Here is a 16,867-nt window from a genome sequence, read left to right as displayed (position 1 = left end):
TCAGGCGACGAACGCCTCCCAGATCAGGAACGCGTTCAACCCGACCACGACCGCGGCGACGACGACCGCCGCGGTCGTGGTGACGCGGTGGTTGACCAGGTCGCCCATCACCTCGCGGCGGGCGGTCAGCCACACCAGCGGGACCAGCGCGAACGGGATGCCGAACGACAGCACGACCTGGGAGAGCACCAGCGCCTGCGTCGGGTCGATCCCCATGCCCAGCACGAGCAGGGCGGGCGCGAGGGTCAGCAGCCTGCGCAGCAGCAGCGGGATCCGGCGGCGCAGGAACCCGGCCATGATGACCTGCCCGGCGTAGGTCCCCACGCCCGAGGACGCGAACCCCGAGGCGAGCAGTGCGATCGCGAACCCGTACGCGGCGACGGCGTCGAGCTCGGTGCCCAGCCCGGCGAAGATCCCCTCCAGGGTGTCGGTGCCGGGGACGTCGGTCCCGGCGAACAGGGCGGCCGCCACGACCAGCATCGACAGGTTGACCAGCCCGGCTACGCCCATCCCGAGCGCGATGTCGGTACGCCCGACCCGCAGCAGGAACCGGGTGTCCTCGGGCCCGCGGGCGACCAGACGGCCCTGCGTCAGCGCGGAGTGCAGATAGATCACGTGCGGCATCACGGTGGCGCCGAGGATGCCGGTGGCGAGCACCAGCGAGCCGACGCCGTCGAAGCCGGGGACCAGGCCCGCGGCCAGCGCGGGACCGTCGACGTCGGTGCGCACCACGGTGGACACCAGCCCGACCATGATGATCGCGAGCAGGAACACGATCGCCCGCTCGAACGGCCGGTGCCCGCGCGACTGCAGGCCCAGCAGCACGAAGGCGATCACGCCGGTGATCACCCCGCCGGTGAACAGCGGGATCCCGAACAGCAGGTGCAGGGCGACCGCGCCGCCGATCACCTCGGCCAGGTCGGTCGCGATCGCGACGAGCTCGGCCTGGGCCCACATGAACCGGTTCCGCCACGGGGTGAGGTGCTCGCGGCACAGCTCGGGCAGGTTCTTCCCGGTCGCGAGCCCGAGCTTGGCCGAGAGCGACTGGATGAGCATCGCCATCAGGTTGGCGACGACGATCACCCACACCAGCAGGTAGCCGTAGCCGGCGCCGGCGGAGAAGTTGGTCGCGAAGTTGCCCGGGTCGACGTAGGCGACGGCGGCGACGAACGCGGGCCCGAGGACGGCGAGCCTGCCGCGCCAGCCGCGCCGGCGCAGCTGTTCCACGCTGACCGGTGCCGCCGCTGCGGCCGTGTCCGTGCTCGTCATGTGCGCCCCCGCGAGGTGATGAGGTCCGGCGAAGACGCAGTGTAGGCACGACTAACTCCGCTGGTACAGACCTGTGACGGTGCAGGCCGTGCGGCTCACAGGTAGCGGTGCATCACGTGCAGGCCGGTGGTCGTGCCGTCGGGCAGGGTGAAGGCGTCGGGCACCGTGCCGACCGTGGCGAAGCCCAGCGAGTGCCACAGCGCGACCGCGCGGGTGTTGGTCGCCACGACGGCGTTGAACTGCATCGCGGAGTAGCCGTCCGCGCGGGCGAGGGCCAGCACGTGCTCGCCGAGCGCGCGTCCGGTGCCGCGCCCGGCCTCGCCCGCGTCGACCGCGAAGCTCGCGGTCGCGACGTGCGAGCCCGGCCCGGCCTGGTTGGGCCCGGTCTTCGCGGTGCCGACGACCCGGCCGTCCCGCACCGCCACGACGACCCGCGCCGGCGGCGGGAGCATCCACATGCGGGTGACCCAGGCGTCGTCGGCGTCGGGCGGGACGGTGTAGGTGCGGCCCTCGGCGAAGATCGGGCGGAGCACGGCGAGGACGGCGGGGAGGTCGTCGTCGGTGGCGGCGCGGATGTGCATGCGCTCAGGGTAGGTAGAGGTCGCGCGGGCCGGTGTCGAGCGCCTCGACGTCGCCGCCGGTGTGCTCGGCGAGCCAGTCGGCGAAGGCGCCGGTCTCCGGCTCGGCGACGGCCACGGTCAGCGTGACGTCCGTGCCGTGCGTGACGTCGCACAGCCGGTACGGGGAGTGGCGCAGGTCGTGCTCCAGGCGGCCGGCGCGGTCGTGGCCGACGGCGAGCAGCAGCTCCCGGTGCCGGACCCGGCGCAGCTCGCCGACCGCGTCCAGGGCCGCGGTCAGGGCGCCGGAGTACGCGCGGACCAGCCCGCCCGCGCCGAGCTTCGTCCCGCCGAACCAGCGCGAGACGACGGCGACGACGTCGGTCAGCCCGCGCCGGGTGAGCACCTCCAGCATCGGGACGCCGGCGGTGCCCGAGGGCTCGCCGTCGTCGCTGCTGCGGGCGGTGAGGTCCCCGGTGCCGGGGTCACCGATGCGCAGTGCGGTGCAGTGGTGGGTGGCGTCCGGCCCGGCCCGGCGGACGCGGTCGATCACGCCCTGGGCGGCCCCGACGTCGGCGACCCGGGCGACGGTGCAGCGGAAGCGCGACCGGGCGATCTCGGTCTCCGCGCTCCCGTCGCGGGCGATCACCCGCACGCCGCGACCGGCCTCACACCGTGACCGCGCTCGCGATCGGCGGCGCGTCGGGATCGATTCAGTGCATCCTGGGCGTGTCCGGTGACGAGGCCGCCCGCCTCACCCGGCGGGCTCCCTCGTCCACACCAGGCGGTTCCACCGCCGACATCGAAGGGACCCCCACCCATGAGCGACACCCTCCGCGTCCTGCGTTCCGGTCTGGCCCGCGTGGCGCGCCGGATCGACGACTACACCCTCGCGGCGTTCAACCCGGTCTACCCGACCCCCGCCGACCGGGAGCGCTGAGGGCGCCCCCGGCCGGGGGAGTGCGGTCAGTCCTGCTGCTCCGGTGCGGCCAGCTTCAGCGGTCGCAGGTACACCCACAGCACGAACAACGCCCCGATGACCAGCATGCCGATGCCGGTGTCGAGGTTGAGGTTCGTCCCGCCGGTCTTGGCGAGGTTCTCCGGGTCGTCGCCCGACACGATCCCCATGACCAGCAGGACGATGCCGTAGACCCCGAACAGCAGGGCGATCACCGAGCGCAGGTCGAACAGGTTCGCCGCGGTCGAGGAGACCGGGGCCTCGGTCCCGTGGTGGTCGGGGTGGTTCTCACTCTTCGAGCTCATCGCAGGTCTCCGCTCAGCCGAACACGACGTAGAGGACGACGGTCAGGGCCAGCACCAGCGCGCCGAGGACGTTCGGACTGCGGTACCAGCCCGCGTCGTCACCGTCGGTGGAGTGGGTGCGCGCCTCCTTCGGGGTCAGGCTCCAGGTCAGGCCGACCAGCTCGGCGTCCGGCTTCGGGGTGGTCACCATCGAGACCCCCGCGGACACCCCGACACCGACGACGAACGCCGCGATGGCGCCGACGAAGCTGCCCGCCTGGCTGGACATCGTCCAGACCTCGGTGCGGACCAGGATGTCGACCAGCACCGCCGCGGTGGTGCCGGAGAGCAGGCCGATCCAGGCCGACGGCCCGGTCATCCGCTTCCAGAACAGGCCGAGGATGAAGATCGCGAACAGCGGCGCGTTGAAGAAGCTGAACAGCGACTGGATGTAGTCCATCAGGTTCGCCGACCCGGACGCGATGAACGCGGTGCCGATCGCGAGCACACAGCCGATGATCGTGACCAGCCGGCCGACGCCGAGGTAGTAGCGGTCGGCGCGGCCCGGGCGCACCCAGTCCTGCCAGATGTCGTAGGTGAACACCGTGTTGAACGAGCTGATGTTCGCCGCCATGCCGGCCATGAACGCGGCCAGCAGACCCGCGATCGCGACGCCGAGGATCCCGTTGGGCAGGACCTCCTTCATCAGCAGCGACAGCGCGTTGTTGTAGGTGATGCCCTCGACGGCGTCGCCGCCGCCGGACTTCACCGCGGCGATCTGCGGGACCAGGATCCCGGCGATCATGCCCGGGGTCACGATGACCAGCACGACCAGCGCCTTCGGGAACGCGCCGATGATCGGGGTGCGCCGCGCGGCGGACATCGACTTGGCCGACAGGGCGCGCTGGACCTCGGCGAAGTTCGTCGTCCAGTAGCCGAAGGACAGCACGAACCCGAGACCGAACACGATGCCCAGCACCGACAGGAACGGGTTCGCGATCTCGGTGAGCGGGGTGCCGGGCCAGGCGTTCAGGTCGGCACCGGCGCTGGGACCCTCGGTGACCGCACGGGTCAGGCCGTCCCAGCCGCCGACCCGGTTGAGCCCGGCGACGGTCAGCGGGATCAGCAGCGCGAGGATCACGAAGAACTGCAGGACCTCGGTGTAGATCGCGGCCGACAGCCCGCCGAGGGAGATGTAGCCCAGGACGACGACGGCCGCGACCGGGATCGCCAGGTACAGCGACCAGCCGAGCAGCGCCTCCAGGACCAGGCCCAGGGAGAACAGGTTGACCCCGGCGATCAGGATCGAGGCGACCGCGAAGATCACCGCCTGCACCCGCTGGGTGGTCTTGTTGAACCGCTTGAGCAGGAACTCCGGGACGCTGCGGGCCTTGGAGCCGTAGTAGAACGGCATCATCACGATGCCGAGGAACACCATCGCCGGGATCGCGCCCAGCCAGTAGTAGTGCACCGTCGGGATGCCGAACTGGGCCCCGTTGGCCACCATGCCGATCAGCTCGATCGCACCCAGGTTGGCCGAGATGAACGCCAGGCCGGTGATCCAGGCCGGCATCGACCGGCCGGACAGCAGGAAGTCGAGGCTGGAGGACACCGAGCGCCGCGCCGCGAAGCCGATGCCGAGCACCAGTACGAAGTAGAACGCGACCAGCAGGTAGTCGACCAGGTTCGGGTTGAGGCGCAGGACCTCCTGGGCGGTCATGCCGCGTCCTCCCGGGACGTCCCCGGGGCCCGCCGGGCCGTCTCGTGATGATCCATCTCGGGTAGCTCCTCGCCGTCGAGTGCGTGTGCTGCCGGTCCGCCGGCCGGTGGTGCACGACGGCACGTTGCGCGGACCAACGCACAAGCTAGACCGCACTCGATCAGAAGTGAACACTTTCGCTCGAATTCGAGACCGCTCGGTGACCTCCGCGCACGGTTCGACCGGGTCTCGACACGCAGGGTCGACCCTTGCCGCACGTTCGGTTGTGTTGCATTCTGTGCGGGTGAAGTCCCGACGGTGTCCGGCCCGGACGCGATGAGCCTGCTCGCCGAGCAGCGGCGCGAGGTGATCGTGGAGCAGGTCCGCACCCGCGGCGCGGTGCGGGTGTCCGAGCTCGCCGACCACCTCGGCGTGTCCGAGATGACCGTGCGCCGCGACCTCGACGTGCTGGCCCGGCGACGCCTGGTGGACAAGGTGCACGGCGGCGCGACGGCCGTCGGCGAGCACACCACCTCCGAGCCCGGGTTCGCCGCGAAGTCGGTGTGCGAGCTGGAGGAGAAGGACGCCATCGCCGCCGCGGCCGCCGAGCTGGTGACCCCCGGCGCCGCGATCGGCCTGTCCGCGGGCACGACGACCTGGCGGCTCGCCCAGCTGCTCGCCGCCGTGCCGCGGCTGACCGTGGTGACCAACTCCGTCGCCGTCGCCGACGCGTTCCACACCGGTGGCGCCGACGCCCGCGGGACCACGGTGATCCTCACCGGGGGCGTGCGGACGCCCTCGGAGGCACTGGTCGGCCCGGTCGCGATCACCGCGCTGCGCTCGCTGAACCTGGAGACGGTGTTCCTCGGGGTGCACGGCATGAGCGCCGCGGCGGGCTTCTCCACCCCGAACCTCACCGAGCGCGACACCAACCGCGCCCTCATCGAGTCCGGCAGCAGGCTCGTGGTCGTCGCCGACCACACCAAGTGGGGCACCGTCGGGATCTCGACGATCGCCGAGCTGTCCGAGGCCGACGTCCTCGTGACCGACTCCGGTCTGGCCGACGCCGACCGTGCGGTCCTCGAGGGCGAGGTCGACCACGTGATCATTGCCCGCCCCGGAAGGTGACGTCCGTGCAGAAGGTGCAGAAGCTGACCACCCGGATGGCCGACGGCCGGGAGGTCATCTGGTTCGACGGCCCCGACCACGCCCCCCGCGACCCGGCCGATCTCGTCGACGCCCGCGACCTCCCGCGGGTCGTGCCCGCCTCCCAGCTGCGCTACGACGCGCTGGCCGGGGAGTGGGTGACGATCGCCGCGCACCGCCAGGACCGGACCTACAAGCCGCCGGCCGACCAGTGCCCGCTGTGCCCCAGCCGCGACGGCCGCCACACCGAGGTGCCGAGCCCGGAGTACGGCGTCGTCGCGTTCGAGAACCGGTTCCCGTCGTTCGGGTCGGCACCCGGCGCCCCGCTTCCCGAGCCGGGCGCGGTGCCGCAGGCGGCGTCGGGCCGGTGCGAGGTCGTCTGCTTCACCGACGACCACGACACCCCGTTCTCCCGGCTGACGCCCGACCGCGCCCGCCTGGTGCTGGAGGCCTGGGCCGACCGGACCGCCGAGCTGGGCGCCCGGCCGGGGGTCCGCTACGTCTTCCCGTTCGAGAACCGGGGCGCCGAGATCGGCGTGACGCTGTCCCACCCGCACGGCCAGATCTACGCCTACCCCTACGTCCCGCCGTTCCCGCAGCGGATGCTCGCCCACGTCGCCGCGCACCGGGAGGCGACCGGCGAGAACCTGTTCGACACGCAGCTGGCCGCCGAGCGGGCGGGGGAGCGGGTCGTCGTCGCGGGGGAGCACTGGACGGCGTTCGTGCCGCAGGCGGCGCGCTGGCCGGTCGAGGTGCACCTGTACCCGCACCGTCCGACCCCGGACCTGCCCGCCCTCGACGAGGTCCAGCGCGCCGAGTTCGCGACCCTCTACCTCGACGTACTGCGCCGCCTCGACGCCCTCTACGACGACGAGCTGCCCTACGTCGCGGGCTGGAACCAGGCCCCGGTGCTGGAGTCCGACGGTCGCTCCGACGCCCGGCTGCACCTGCGGCTGCACTCGATCCGCCGGGCGCCCGGGAAGATCAAGTACCTGGCGGGGTCGGAGTCCGGCGCGGGCGCGTTCATCTCCGACGTGCTGCCCGAGGCGGTCGCGGAGCGGCTGCGTTCGCTGTAGCCGGGGTCGGACGGCGGCTGCGGAACGCGCGGTGATCCGTCGTCCGCGCGCGTCCGGAAGCGCGCGTCCGGCGGATCTGCGCGCGGAACGCGGATCATCGAGCGGGACGTGGACCGCGGACGTGCTCCGCCCCGACGTGCGTCGAGGCCGGTACCCCTCCCCAGGGGCACCGGCCTCGGACGTCGGTGACGCGGTCGGTCAGACCCGGACCGCGTTGTGGAACGGCATCGCGTCGATGTCGGAGTACTTGACCGGCTCGCCGCTGGTGGAGGCGTGGAGCACCTTGCCGTTGCCGGCGTAGATGCCGACGTGGCTCACCGGGGAGTAGAAGAACACCAGGTCGCCGGGCTTGAGCTGGCTCTTGGAGACCGGGGTGCCGTCCATCTGCGACTGCGCGCTGGAGGTGCGCGGCAGGTCGACGCCGATCTGCTCGAACGCCCAGACCATCAGACCGGAGCAGTCGAACGCGCTCGGGCCGGTGGCGCCCCACTTGTAGGGCTTGCCGAGCTGCTGCTTGGCCTGGGCGAGCGCCTGGGCGCCGTCCGAGGAACCGGTCAGACCGCCGACGATGTCGCCGAGGCCGCCGCCGTCACCGTCGTCGTCACCGCCGCCGCCGTTGCGGGCGGCCGCCTCGGCGGCCTTCGCACGGGCCTCGGCCGCCTTCGCGGCGGCCTCCTTCTGGGCGACAGCGGCGATGCGGGCCGCGTCGGCCTTCTCGAACGCCTGCGGGACCGACGCGGTGACGTGCTCGAAACCGCTGGTCAGGGTGGACGCGGCGTCGCTGGTGCCGGTGCCGCCGTGCTCGGAGCCCGCGGCCGGGACCGACAGCTTCATCGTGGCCTCGTTGGCCGCGCCGGTGAGGTCCATGTCCGCGGAGGTCTCGGGGGACTGCTCCGGCGAGCTGAGCGTCGACACGACGCCCATGACCGCGGTGGCGCCGACCAGGGTGGCCGACATGGTCGCGACGACCGCGCGCGGGTGACGCCCGAGCGGCCCGGTGTCCGAGGTGCCGCGGAGCAGGCCGATGGCGGTCCGCGAGGTGACGCCGGCGGGGGTGTCCGGCACGTCGCGGGTGATGACGGTGTCGACGCCGGACGCGGCGGGGAGGCCGGTCGCGGGGGTGTCGATGCGCTCCAGGTCCGGGCCGGGGGCCTCGGAACGGCGGGCTCGGCGGCTGCCGGGCGCGGGGGTGTCGAAACCGGCCTCGGAGTACCGCGCGAGCAGATCGGCGGCGGAGATGCCCGCACCGGCGTCGCGGTCCCGGCGACGCCGGGGGACGTCGCTCTCGGATGTATGGAGGTCCGGGGTGAGTGCAGTGGTCATTCGGGGGTCCTCGCCACCCCGGATCCGCCCCGGTCCTCGTGACCGGACACGGCTCCGCCCGCTGCGTGCTGGGTGGGCGCCAGGGGGAGTGTCGGCCAGCGGGGAGCGGGGGACCGACCAGGCGCACCAGCCGACATCTCGTCGACCAGCCAGGAGGGACCGTAACCGCTCCGTGACACGCACACCGACCGGGCTCGCCGGGTGTGCGGCGAACGGCCGGTCCGGAGCGACCCACGCACCGGACCCACGTCCAACGGTGGGTGCGGTGCGCCGTTCGGGTCGTACGGTCGGTGTGCTGCGCCGAACGGTGCGTCCGGGCCGGTGTCGCGGTGCGCACCGTGACCGGGAAAAGCCCCGGACGGACCAGCTCGTCACGAACCCGGCACGCCCGCCGGCGGCGCCCGGGCGGCACCCCGTCCGGTGACTGCGCCGGGAGGCGGTCCGGACCGTGGCGGACGGAGCAGCACGCGGGAGGCGTCCCGTGCCTGGTGAGCGCGGGTGCCGGGTGCTCTGCGACGATCGGGGCGCGTGCCGGCCGTGACCGGTGCGGCGCGCACCGGCCGGCTCGACGCCGTGGTCCGGTGCCCGGGGCGGGATCCCGGTGCGGCGCAACGTGACGTCGGCCGCACACGGTGAACCGGGCGGCGGTCCGCGACGTAGGCACACGGGGTCACGTCCGCCAGCGGACGGGTCCCGGGGCCGGACCACCGACACGGACCCACCGACGAGGACCCACGACCCGGGAGGTCGCAGCAGTGCCGGACCGAGCAGGCGGCCCCGTCTGGGTGGGCGAGCTCGCCCACCACCGTGCCGTGCACGGCACGGGTCGTGGGGCCGGTGACCTCGTCGTCCCGCCGCGGTTCGGTTCGGCCCGGCTGCTGGTGACCGACGGCGGCGTACCCGTCGGGCAGGCCGACGTCCCGCTGCACGAGGGCCGGGCGCGCGCCGCCGACCTGGCCCGGGCCGCCGCGGCCGTCGCCGGGCGTGAGCCGCCGGGGGAGCCTGCGGTGTCGGCCGAGCCGCTCACCGTCGTGGTCGCGACGCGGGGGCGGCCGGAGAGCGTGCGCCGCTGCCTGGCCGCGGTGCTGGCAGGCGACCACCCGGACGTGACCGTGCTCGTCGTCGACAACGATCCGCCCGACGAGCGCACCCGCGAGGTCGTCCGTGACTGCGCGGACCCGCGGGTCCGCTACGTCCGCGAGCCGCGCCGCGGTGTCTCGGTCGGGCGCAACCGCGGCCTCGCCGAGGCCCGCACCGCGGTCGTCGCGTTCACCGACGACGACACCGAGCCCGACCCGCGGTGGGCGTCGCGGATCGCCGGGTCCTTCGCCGAGGACCCGGGGCTCACCGCGCTGAGCGGGCCGGTGCTCGCCGCGCGGCTGGAGACCCCCGAGGAGCGGGCCGCCGACGTCGCGCTGGCCTGGAACAAGGGCTTCCTGCCGCGCCGGTTCCGGCTCGACGACCCGCCCGCGGACTCCCCGGTGTTCCCGTTCTCACCGGGCCTGTTCGGGATCGGCGCCAACCTGGCGGTGCGCGCCGAGCCGGTCCGTGCGCTCGGCGGGTTCGACGAGGCGCTGGGACCGGGCCGGCCCACCCGGGGCGGTGAGGACATCGAGCTGCTGGTCCGGATCGTGCTCGACGGCGGCACCCTGGCCTACCTGCCCTCGGCGTGGGTGTGGCACCACCACCGGCCGTCGCCGGGGGAGCTGCGCGAGCAGATGGGCGGCTACGCGCTGGGTCTGGGCGCGTTCCTGGGCAAGGTCGCGCTGGACCCGCGGGCGCGCCGGCTCGCGGTGCGCCGGTTCCCGGCCGCGGTCGGGCGCCTGCGTGACATCGTGCGCCGCGAGTCCTCGACGCCGGCGACGGTCGCGCGGGCCCGGCAGGAGCCCGCGCCCGCCGCGGTCGGCGCGCCCGGCCCGACCCCGGGGCCGGTCCCGATCGCGACCGAGGAGCGCCCGGCGCCGCAGGACGTCGCCGCGCTGCCGGGCGGCGCGGGCGCCCGCAAGCTGCGCGGGCTGGTGTCCGGTCCGGCGCTCTACCTCCAGGCGCGCCGTCAGGTGCAGGCCGAGGGCGGGACGACCCCGCCGCTGACCGGCCCGGCCCGGCCGCTGCGGCGGCGCTGACCGCGGTCCGGGCCCGGCGGGCCCGCCACCGGGCGCCGGCCCCGGGGTCGGCGCCCGGTGGCGGGCCGGAGCCCGGGATCAGGTCCCGGTCCAGCTCGGGGTGCCGCCCTGCCCGAACCCGGCGACCGTCGTGTGGAAGTCGGTCGATCCGTAGACCCGGTCGACCACCGCGGTGTCGTCGGCGGACCGGTCGTCCAGCAGCCGTTTGGTCGCCCAGATCGTCAGCGGTGCGCCGGTGGTGAGCCGCCCGGTGAGCGCGTCCAGTCCCGCGTCGAGGTCGTCGACGACGGCGTGCAGGAACCCCGGCACCCGCGCGGCCTCCGCTGTCTCCAGCATCCGCGCGGTGAGCAGCAGGTCCGCCGTCAGCGGTCGGCCCAGGGCCTCGACCATCAGGTCCAGGGTCCGCGCGGACAGGCAGTTGCCCAGCGTGCGGGCGATCGGCACGCCGAACCGGGACCCGGGCGTCGCGATGCGCAGGTCGGCCGCGCAGGCGATGCCCAGCCCGCCGCCGACGCAGTACCCGGCGACCGCGGCCACGGTGGGCACGCCGACGGCGCGGACCCGGTCGAGCACGGCGGTGACCCGGCGCTCGTAGGCCACCCCGTCGGCGCCCGAGGCGAACGCGCGGAACTGGCCGATGTCGGTGCCCGCGGCGAAGGCCCGGCCGCCCTCGCCGCGCACGACGAGCGCCCGGACCTCCGGGTCGGCATCGGCCCGCTCGCACGCCGCCACCAGCCCCTCGTACATGTCCCAGGTCAGTGCGTTGCGCCGCTCGGGACGGCGGAAGGTCACGGTGAGCACCCCGGCCGCGAGCTCCGCGGTCACCTCCGGGCTCACGCGTGGCCCCCGCGGGCGGGGTCGGACAGCTCGGCGAGGACGTCGTCGGTCGCCGCCCCGAGCGGGGGCCCGGCGGTGCCCCGCCGCGCGGGGGTGCGGGAGAAGCGCATCGGCGACCCCAGCTGGCGGACCGCGGGCAGGGTCGGGTGCGGGGCGTCCCAGAAGAAGTCCCGGCCGGTGAGCAGCGGATCGGTGAAGACCTCGTCGTAGCCGGCGATGGACGCGCAGGGGACCCCGGCCGCGTCGAGCGCGGCGAGCACGTCGGACGACGACCGGGTGCTCGTGACCGTCTCGATGCAGTCGATCAGCGCCACCCGGTTCGCCAGCCGCGAGCCGGGGTCGGCGAAGCGCGGGTCGCGCTCGAGGCGTTCCAGCCCGAGCGCCGCGCACAGCGACGTCCAGAGCCGGGTGGTGTTCGCGCCGACCGTCACGTGCCCGTCGCGGGTGCGGACGGCCTGGTAGGGGGCGTAGCGCTGGTGGGCCGAGCCCTGCCGCGTGGGCACCTCCCCGTCGCCGAGGTACATGCCGGCCTCCCACACCGCGAGCGAGACACCCGACTCCAGCAGTGAGACGTCGATGTGCTGACCGGTCCCGGAGCGGTCCCGCTCGCGCAGCGCCGCGGTCACCGCGAGCGCCACGTAGAGCGCGGTCACCAGGTCGCAGACCGGCACGCCCACCTTGACCGGGTCGCCGTCGGGCTCCCCGGTCACGCTCATCAGCCCGCTCGCGGCCTGCGCCATGATGTCGAGCCCCGGCCGCGTCGCGGCCGCATCGTCGACACCCCAGCCCGACGCCGAGGCGTACACCAGCTCCGGACGGCGCTCGGCCAGGTCTGCGTAGCCGAGCCCGAGCCGGTCCATCGCGCCCGGACGGAGGTTCTCCACGACCACGTCGGCGCGGTCGACCAGCGCCAGGAACGCGGCGCGGCCCCGCTCGTCCTTGAGGTCGAGGACGACGGACTCCTTGTTGCGGTTGAGCCGCAGGAACGGGGAGCTCTCGCCGTCGAGGAACGGGCCCGCGGACCGGGTCGGGTCGCCGGTGCCCGGTGGCTCGACCTTGACCACCCGGGCTCCGAGGTCGGCGAGCTGCATCGTCGCGAACGGCGCGGCCATGAAGGCCCCCACCTCCAGCACGAGCACTCCGGTCAGCGGTGGGTCGGTCTGCATCGGCAGCCCTCCGGGGTCGTCGGCGTCGGCCTTGATATACGGTATACGGGAACGCGGGAGAGGTGGGTGCGGTGACGGCGGTGCACACGGGTACCGGTGGCCGGATCGTCGCGCCGCCGTCCATGGCGGAGCTGGCGACCGACGCCCTGCGCGCGATGATCTTCTCCGGCGAGCTCGCGCTGGGGGAGCGGCTGGTCGAGGCGCGCCTGACCGAGCGGCTCGGGGTCTCCCGCCCGCCGCTGCGTGAGGCGCTGCAGACGCTGACCCACGAGGGCCTGGTCGTCGCGCACCCGCGGCGCGGCGCGACCGTGCGCACGCTGACCCGGCACGACGTCTACGAGATCGTGACCCTGCGCGAGGACCTGGAGGCGCTCGCCGTCCGCCTCGGTGTGCCGGTACGCGTGCCCGAGCGGCTGGAGCGCTGCCGGGCGGCCCTGGCGGCGTTCGAGGAGGTCGGCCGGGCCGGCGACGAGAGCCGGTTCCTGCACCACAAGGTCGAGTTCCACCTGTCGCTGGTCGCACTGGCCGGGCACTCGCGGCTGACCGAGGCCTACCGGGCGCTGTCGTTCCAGATGCAGCTGTGCATGGCGATGAACCGCACCGCCCGTCGCGAGTCGCTGCTGGAGAACGTCGAGCGGCACCGTGAGCTGCTCGCCGTGGTCGAGGCGGGGGACCCGGAGGTCGCGCAGCGGGCCCTGACCGAGCACGGCCACACCTCGTTCCTGCTCGACCTCGTCGACCGGCTCGACGGCGGTACGCCGGAGTCCGAGGAGTGGCTCGCCCGCCGACGCGGGGCCTGAGCTCCGGTCGGCGCTCACGCGAGCGTCCCGCCGATGCCCTCGGCGGCGGCTCGCAGCAGGGCGGCCGCCTCGGGGACGCGGTCGTGCCCGAAGCGGTGGATCGGGCCGGACACCGACAGCGCTGCCGGGCTGGACACCCCGGCGAGCGGGACGGCCACGCAGAACACGCCGACCTCCTGCTCCTCGGCGTCCACGGCGAACCCGGCCCGGCGGATGCGGTCGAGCTCGTCGAGCAGCCGGTCGGGGTCGACGACGGTGTGGTCGGTCGCCGCGGGCAGCCCGGTGGAGCCCAGCAGCCGCCGTGCCACGGGTGCGGGCAGCTGGGCGAGCAGCGCCTTCCCGACGCCGGTGCTGTGCAGCGGCACCCGTCGCCCGACCTCGGTGAACGTGCGCATCGAGTGCGGCCCGGGCACCTGCGCGGTGTAGACGGCGCGCTCCCCGTCGAGCACGGCCATGTTGGCGGTCTCGCCGAACCGCTCCGCCACCGCGCGCAGGTCGTCCCCGGCGCGCACCCCCAGCACCCGCGACGCCCGGTCCCCGAGCCCGATCAGCCGGGGTCCGAGGGTGTAGCGGCGGTTGGTGACCTGGTGGGCGTGGCCGAGCTCGCGCAGGGTCGCGACGATCCGGTGGATCGTGGGCTGCGGCAGGTCGACGGCCACGGCGAGCTCGCTGATCGACAGCTCCCCGTCCGCCTCGGCCAGCACGTCGAGGATCCGGAAGGCCCGGACGACGGACTGGACGCCACCGCCCGGGCCTGCTCCCGTTCCCGGCACCGGATCAGCCCCAGCCGGGGACGACGAAGATCAGCCAGCTCAGCAGCGGCGCCACCGCGCACATGCTGAAGCCCCAGATCATGAGCCCGCGGAAGACCTGGTCGGTCCGGTCGGCCGGCGCGTTCGCGACGACGAGCGCCCCGCTGGTGGAGAACGGCGAGGAGTCCACCACCGACGACGACAGCGACAGCGCGATGATCAGGCCGACCGCGCCCACCTCGCCGGCGAGCAGGAACGGCACGGCCAGCGGGATCAGGGCGCCGAGGATGCCGGTGGTCGAGGCGAACGCGGACACGATCGCGCCGATCAGGCAGATGATGATCGCGGCCAGCAGCGGGGACCCGATCGTCGTCACGAGGTTGCCGAGCCAGTCGATGGTGCCGACCCGCTCCATCAGCGACACGAAGGTCACGATCCCGCAGATCAGCAGCACCGTCGGCCACGCGACCTGCCCGACGGCCGCCTTGGCCGACGACGGCGAGATGACCGAGAGGACCGCGGCCACGGTGAGCGCGGTGAAGCCGACGTCGAGGCCGAACGCGAGTGCGCCGACGGCCAGGGCGACCAGGCCCAGGATCGTGAACACGTGGTCGCGTTCGAGCGGGCGGTGCGGCTCGTCGTCCGGGCCGACCGGCCCGGCGCCCCCGGACCCACCCGACCCGGACCCGCCGGTGACTGTCCGTGACCGGCCGTGCGGCACGGCCCCGCCGCCCAGTGCGAGCGAGGTGCCCGGCTCGGCGGCCACGGCGACCCGGTCGCCGCCGGCGCCCGAGGATCCCGCGGCATCCCGGGAACGGCGGAGCAGTTCCCGCCCGCCGAACATCAGGAACACGACGATGCTGAGCACGAGATTGAACACGAACGACGAGACGAACAGCAGTCCCGGATTGCTCGGCAGGTTGTTGCGGGCGACGACACCGTTCACGATGCTGCCGAAGATGCTGATCGGTGAGAAGCCGCCGGCGCTCGCCCCGTTGATGATGAGAAGGCCCATCAGCATCGGGTTGATCTTGTAGCGCTGGGCGAATCCCATGCCGATCGGCGCGATGATGGCGACCGCGGCGGGGACGACGGCGCCGACCGCGGTCAGGACCGCGGTGACGCCGAACATGACCCACGGGATCAGGGCGATCCGGCCGCCGACGGCCCGAACGGCCAGCTGGACCAGGCGATCCACCGTCCCGTTGCCCTTGGCGATGGCGAACAGCAGGGTCACGCCGACGAGGATCACGAACAGGTCGCCGGGGAACCCGCCGACGATGTCGTCGGTGTCCTCCCCGACGAACGCCGTGCCGACGACGAACGCGGCGACGAAGGCCAGCGCGCCCATGTGGACCGGGAGGATCGTCGCTATCAGGAACACCAGGGCGAGTGCCACGATGGTGATGAGTTCGATGGACATCGTTTTCCTCTGGGGTCGGCACTGACGCAGACAGGAACTGATGACGCGGTCCGTGCGACGTCGCCGGGCCGCATTTTCCGCAATGCGGAAAACGAATTCGATATCCCGAGTATCAGCAGGATCACACACGCCCGTCAAGCGGCGTCGATGCCGCCCGCCGAGGCGCGTGGCGGCCCTGCTGCACCCTCTCGACGGCAGACTGTAGACGGTATACCGTCATCAGCGCGAGACCCGGATTCCGTCATCCGGAACCATCGGTCACCGAGCGTGGAGGACCTCATGACGTACGCAGCCGGTCGGCACTTCCTGCAGATCCCCGGCCCGACGAACGTGCCGGACTCGGTGCTGCGCGCGATGTCGGCCGCGACGATCGACCACCGCGGCCCGGACTTCCAGGCGCTGGGGACGGAGCTGCTGCGCGACGTCCGCCCGGTCTTCGGCACCACCGGCCCGGTCGTGATGTACCCGGCCACCGGCACCGGGGCGTGGGAGGCGGCCCTGGTCAACACCCTGAACCCGGGGGAGACGGTGCTGTGCTTCGAGACCGGGCACTTCGCCACGCTGTGGCAGGAGATGGCGGGCCGGCTCGGGCTCCGGGTGGACCTCGTGCCCGGCGACTGGCGGCACGGGGCGGACCCCGCCGTCGTCGCCGAGCGGCTCGCCGCCGACACCGGTCGCCGGATCGCCGCCGTCTGCGTGGTGCACAACGAGACCTCGACCGGTGTCACCAGCCGGGTCGCCGAGATCCGCGCCGCGATGGACGCCGCCGACCACCCCGCCCTGCTGCTGGTCGACACCATCTCCTCGCTCGGCTCGATGGACTACCGGCACGACGAGTGGGGCGTCGACGTGACCGTCGCCGGCTCGCAGAAGGGGCTGATGCTGCCGCCGGGGATGAGCTTCAACGCGATCAGCGCCAAGGCCCTGGAGCGCTCCCGCACCGCGACGATGCCGCGCACCTTCTGGGACTGGGGCCCGATGCTCGCGGCCAACGAGCGCGGCTTCTTCCCCTACACCCCGAACACCAACCTCATGTACGGGCTGAAGGAGGCGCTGCGCCTGCTCCACGACGAGGGCCTGGAGAACGTCTTCGCCCGCCACACCCGCCACGCCGAGGCCACCCGGGCCGCGGTGCGGGCGTGGGGCCTGGAGGTGCTGGCCCTCGACGAGCGCGAGTACTCCAGCGCGCTCACCGCCGTGCTCGTCCCCGACGACGTCGACGCCGACAAGGTCCGCGCGGTGATCCTCGACCGCTTCGACATGTCGCTGGGCGCCGGTCTCGGCCGCCTCGCCGGGCGCATCTTCCGGATCGGCCACCTCGGTGCGTTCAACGACCTCACGCTGGCCGGGACCCTCGCCGGTGTCCAGATGGGCCTCGGTCTCGCCGGGGTGCCGGTCGCGGGCTCCGGCCTCGACGCGGCGCTGGAGCGGCTGCAGACCGACTGACCCGCCCC

General features: G+C 73.8%; 15 protein-coding genes. 5 read left to right on the top strand and 10 right to left on the bottom strand.

Going from position 1 to position 16,867, the window contains the following annotated elements:
* The 5 genes from ND486_RS17540 to ND486_RS17520 all read right to left on the bottom strand — a co-directional run bounded on the left by ND486_RS17540 (position 1) and on the right by ND486_RS17520 (position 4,788).
* On the bottom strand, positions 1-1,269 hold the full coding sequence (locus ND486_RS17540; protein ID WP_251785185.1) for an Nramp family divalent metal transporter: 1,269 nt from the start codon (positions 1,267-1,269) through the stop codon (positions 1-3).
* 95 nt (positions 1,270-1,364) lie between these two features.
* Entirely contained in the window at positions 1,365-1,850 is a 486-nt protein-coding gene (locus ND486_RS17535; RefSeq protein ID WP_062396171.1) for a GNAT family N-acetyltransferase, read from the bottom strand.
* A gap of 4 nt (positions 1,851-1,854) precedes the next feature.
* On the bottom strand, positions 1,855-2,481 hold the full coding sequence (locus ND486_RS17530; RefSeq protein ID WP_251785184.1) for a YigZ family protein: 627 nt from the start codon (positions 2,479-2,481) through the stop codon (positions 1,855-1,857).
* A 311-nt stretch (positions 2,482-2,792) separates the two neighbouring features.
* Positions 2,793-3,089 (bottom strand): hypothetical protein, encoded by a 297-nt coding sequence (locus tag ND486_RS17525; RefSeq protein WP_251785183.1) that lies wholly within the window; start codon positions 3,087-3,089, stop codon positions 2,793-2,795.
* A 13-nt stretch (positions 3,090-3,102) separates the two neighbouring features.
* Positions 3,103-4,788, bottom strand: a complete 1,686-nt coding sequence (locus ND486_RS17520) for a sodium:solute symporter family protein (RefSeq protein ID WP_251785182.1) — start codon at positions 4,786-4,788, stop codon at positions 3,103-3,105.
* Between the two features lie 315 nt (positions 4,789-5,103).
* Here ND486_RS17520 and ND486_RS17515 point away from each other — a divergent pair, with 315 nt between their 5' ends.
* Both ND486_RS17515 and galT read left to right on the top strand, forming a co-directional pair.
* Positions 5,104-5,895, top strand: a complete 792-nt coding sequence (locus ND486_RS17515) for a DeoR/GlpR family DNA-binding transcription regulator (protein WP_208822112.1) — start codon at positions 5,104-5,106, stop codon at positions 5,893-5,895.
* Between the two features lie 14 nt (positions 5,896-5,909).
* Positions 5,910-6,989, top strand: a complete 1,080-nt coding sequence (gene galT, locus ND486_RS17510) for a galactose-1-phosphate uridylyltransferase (protein ID WP_251785361.1) — start codon at positions 5,910-5,912, stop codon at positions 6,987-6,989.
* Between the two features lie 198 nt (positions 6,990-7,187).
* Here galT and ND486_RS17505 read toward each other — a convergent pair whose 3' ends face one another.
* Positions 7,188-8,312 (bottom strand): C40 family peptidase, encoded by a 1,125-nt coding sequence (locus tag ND486_RS17505; protein WP_251785181.1) that lies wholly within the window; start codon positions 8,310-8,312, stop codon positions 7,188-7,190.
* 755 nt (positions 8,313-9,067) lie between these two features.
* Here ND486_RS17505 and ND486_RS17500 point away from each other — a divergent pair.
* A complete protein-coding gene (locus ND486_RS17500) occupies positions 9,068-10,435 on the top strand; it encodes a glycosyltransferase (protein WP_251785180.1) in 1,368 nt (455 codons plus the stop codon).
* A gap of 78 nt (positions 10,436-10,513) precedes the next feature.
* Here ND486_RS17500 and ND486_RS17495 read toward each other — a convergent pair whose 3' ends face one another.
* Positions 10,514-11,272: an enoyl-CoA hydratase gene (locus ND486_RS17495; protein WP_251785179.1), complete on the bottom strand. Its 759-nt coding sequence runs from the start codon at positions 11,270-11,272 to the stop codon at positions 10,514-10,516.
* Positions 11,269-12,438, bottom strand: coding sequence for a CaiB/BaiF CoA-transferase family protein (locus tag ND486_RS17490; protein ID WP_251785178.1), 1,170 nt, complete (start codon positions 12,436-12,438; stop codon positions 11,269-11,271). Before ND486_RS17490 ends, ND486_RS17495 begins: the two co-directional genes overlap by 4 nt.
* A gap of 71 nt (positions 12,439-12,509) precedes the next feature.
* On the opposite strand from ND486_RS17490, the gene ND486_RS17485 reads away from it, so the two are divergent.
* Positions 12,510-13,238 carry a GntR family transcriptional regulator gene (locus tag ND486_RS17485; RefSeq protein ID WP_374231427.1) on the top strand — a complete coding sequence of 243 codons (729 nt, stop codon included), beginning with the start codon at positions 12,510-12,512 and terminating at the stop codon, positions 13,236-13,238.
* Positions 13,239-13,252: 14 nt separating this feature from the next.
* Here the strand turns inward: ND486_RS17485 and ND486_RS29820 are convergent, their stop codons facing one another.
* The gene (locus tag ND486_RS29820) at positions 13,253-14,011 is read right to left on the bottom strand and encodes an IclR family transcriptional regulator (RefSeq protein WP_251785177.1); all 759 of its coding nucleotides are present in this window, start codon (positions 14,009-14,011) and stop codon (positions 13,253-13,255) included.
* A gap of 4 nt (positions 14,012-14,015) precedes the next feature.
* Positions 14,016-15,413, bottom strand: a complete 1,398-nt coding sequence (locus ND486_RS17475) for an SLC13 family permease (RefSeq protein ID WP_251785176.1) — start codon at positions 15,411-15,413, stop codon at positions 14,016-14,018.
* A gap of 279 nt (positions 15,414-15,692) precedes the next feature.
* Here ND486_RS17475 and ND486_RS17470 point away from each other — a divergent pair, with 279 nt between their 5' ends.
* The gene (locus tag ND486_RS17470) at positions 15,693-16,859 is read left to right on the top strand and encodes an alanine--glyoxylate aminotransferase family protein (protein WP_100880556.1); all 1,167 of its coding nucleotides are present in this window, start codon (positions 15,693-15,695) and stop codon (positions 16,857-16,859) included.
* Positions 16,860-16,867 lie beyond the last annotated feature (8 nt).

The sequence above is a fragment of the Pseudonocardia sp. DR1-2 genome (assembly GCF_023717215.1).
GTDB lineage: Bacteria > Actinomycetota > Actinomycetes > Mycobacteriales > Pseudonocardiaceae > Pseudonocardia > Pseudonocardia alni.
This window is presented reverse-complemented; position numbering and strand designations above follow the sequence as displayed.

What these genes read in the sequence shown, in the direction of transcription:
- ND486_RS17540 (WP_251785185.1), bottom strand. Translation starts at nt 1,269, where the DNA reads ATGACGAGCACGGACACGGCCGCAGCGGCGGCACCGGTCAGCGTGGAA.
- ND486_RS17535 (WP_062396171.1), bottom strand. Translation starts at nt 1,850, where the DNA reads ATGCACATCCGCGCCGCCACCGACGACGACCTCCCCGCCGTCCTCGCC.
- ND486_RS17525 (WP_251785183.1), bottom strand. Translation starts at nt 3,089, where the DNA reads ATGAGCTCGAAGAGTGAGAACCACCCCGACCACCACGGGACCGAGGCC.
- ND486_RS17520 (WP_251785182.1), bottom strand. Translation starts at nt 4,788, where the DNA reads ATGACCGCCCAGGAGGTCCTGCGCCTCAACCCGAACCTGGTCGACTAC.
- ND486_RS17515 (WP_208822112.1), top strand. Translation starts at nt 5,104, where the DNA reads ATGAGCCTGCTCGCCGAGCAGCGGCGCGAGGTGATCGTGGAGCAGGTC.
- ND486_RS17505 (WP_251785181.1), bottom strand. Translation starts at nt 8,312, where the DNA reads ATGACCACTGCACTCACCCCGGACCTCCATACATCCGAGAGCGACGTC.
- ND486_RS17490 (WP_251785178.1), bottom strand. Translation starts at nt 12,438, where the DNA reads ATGCAGACCGACCCACCGCTGACCGGAGTGCTCGTGCTGGAGGTGGGG.
- ND486_RS17475 (WP_251785176.1), bottom strand. Translation starts at nt 15,413, where the DNA reads ATGTCCATCGAACTCATCACCATCGTGGCACTCGCCCTGGTGTTCCTG.
- ND486_RS17470 (WP_100880556.1), top strand. Translation starts at nt 15,693, where the DNA reads ATGACGTACGCAGCCGGTCGGCACTTCCTGCAGATCCCCGGCCCGACG.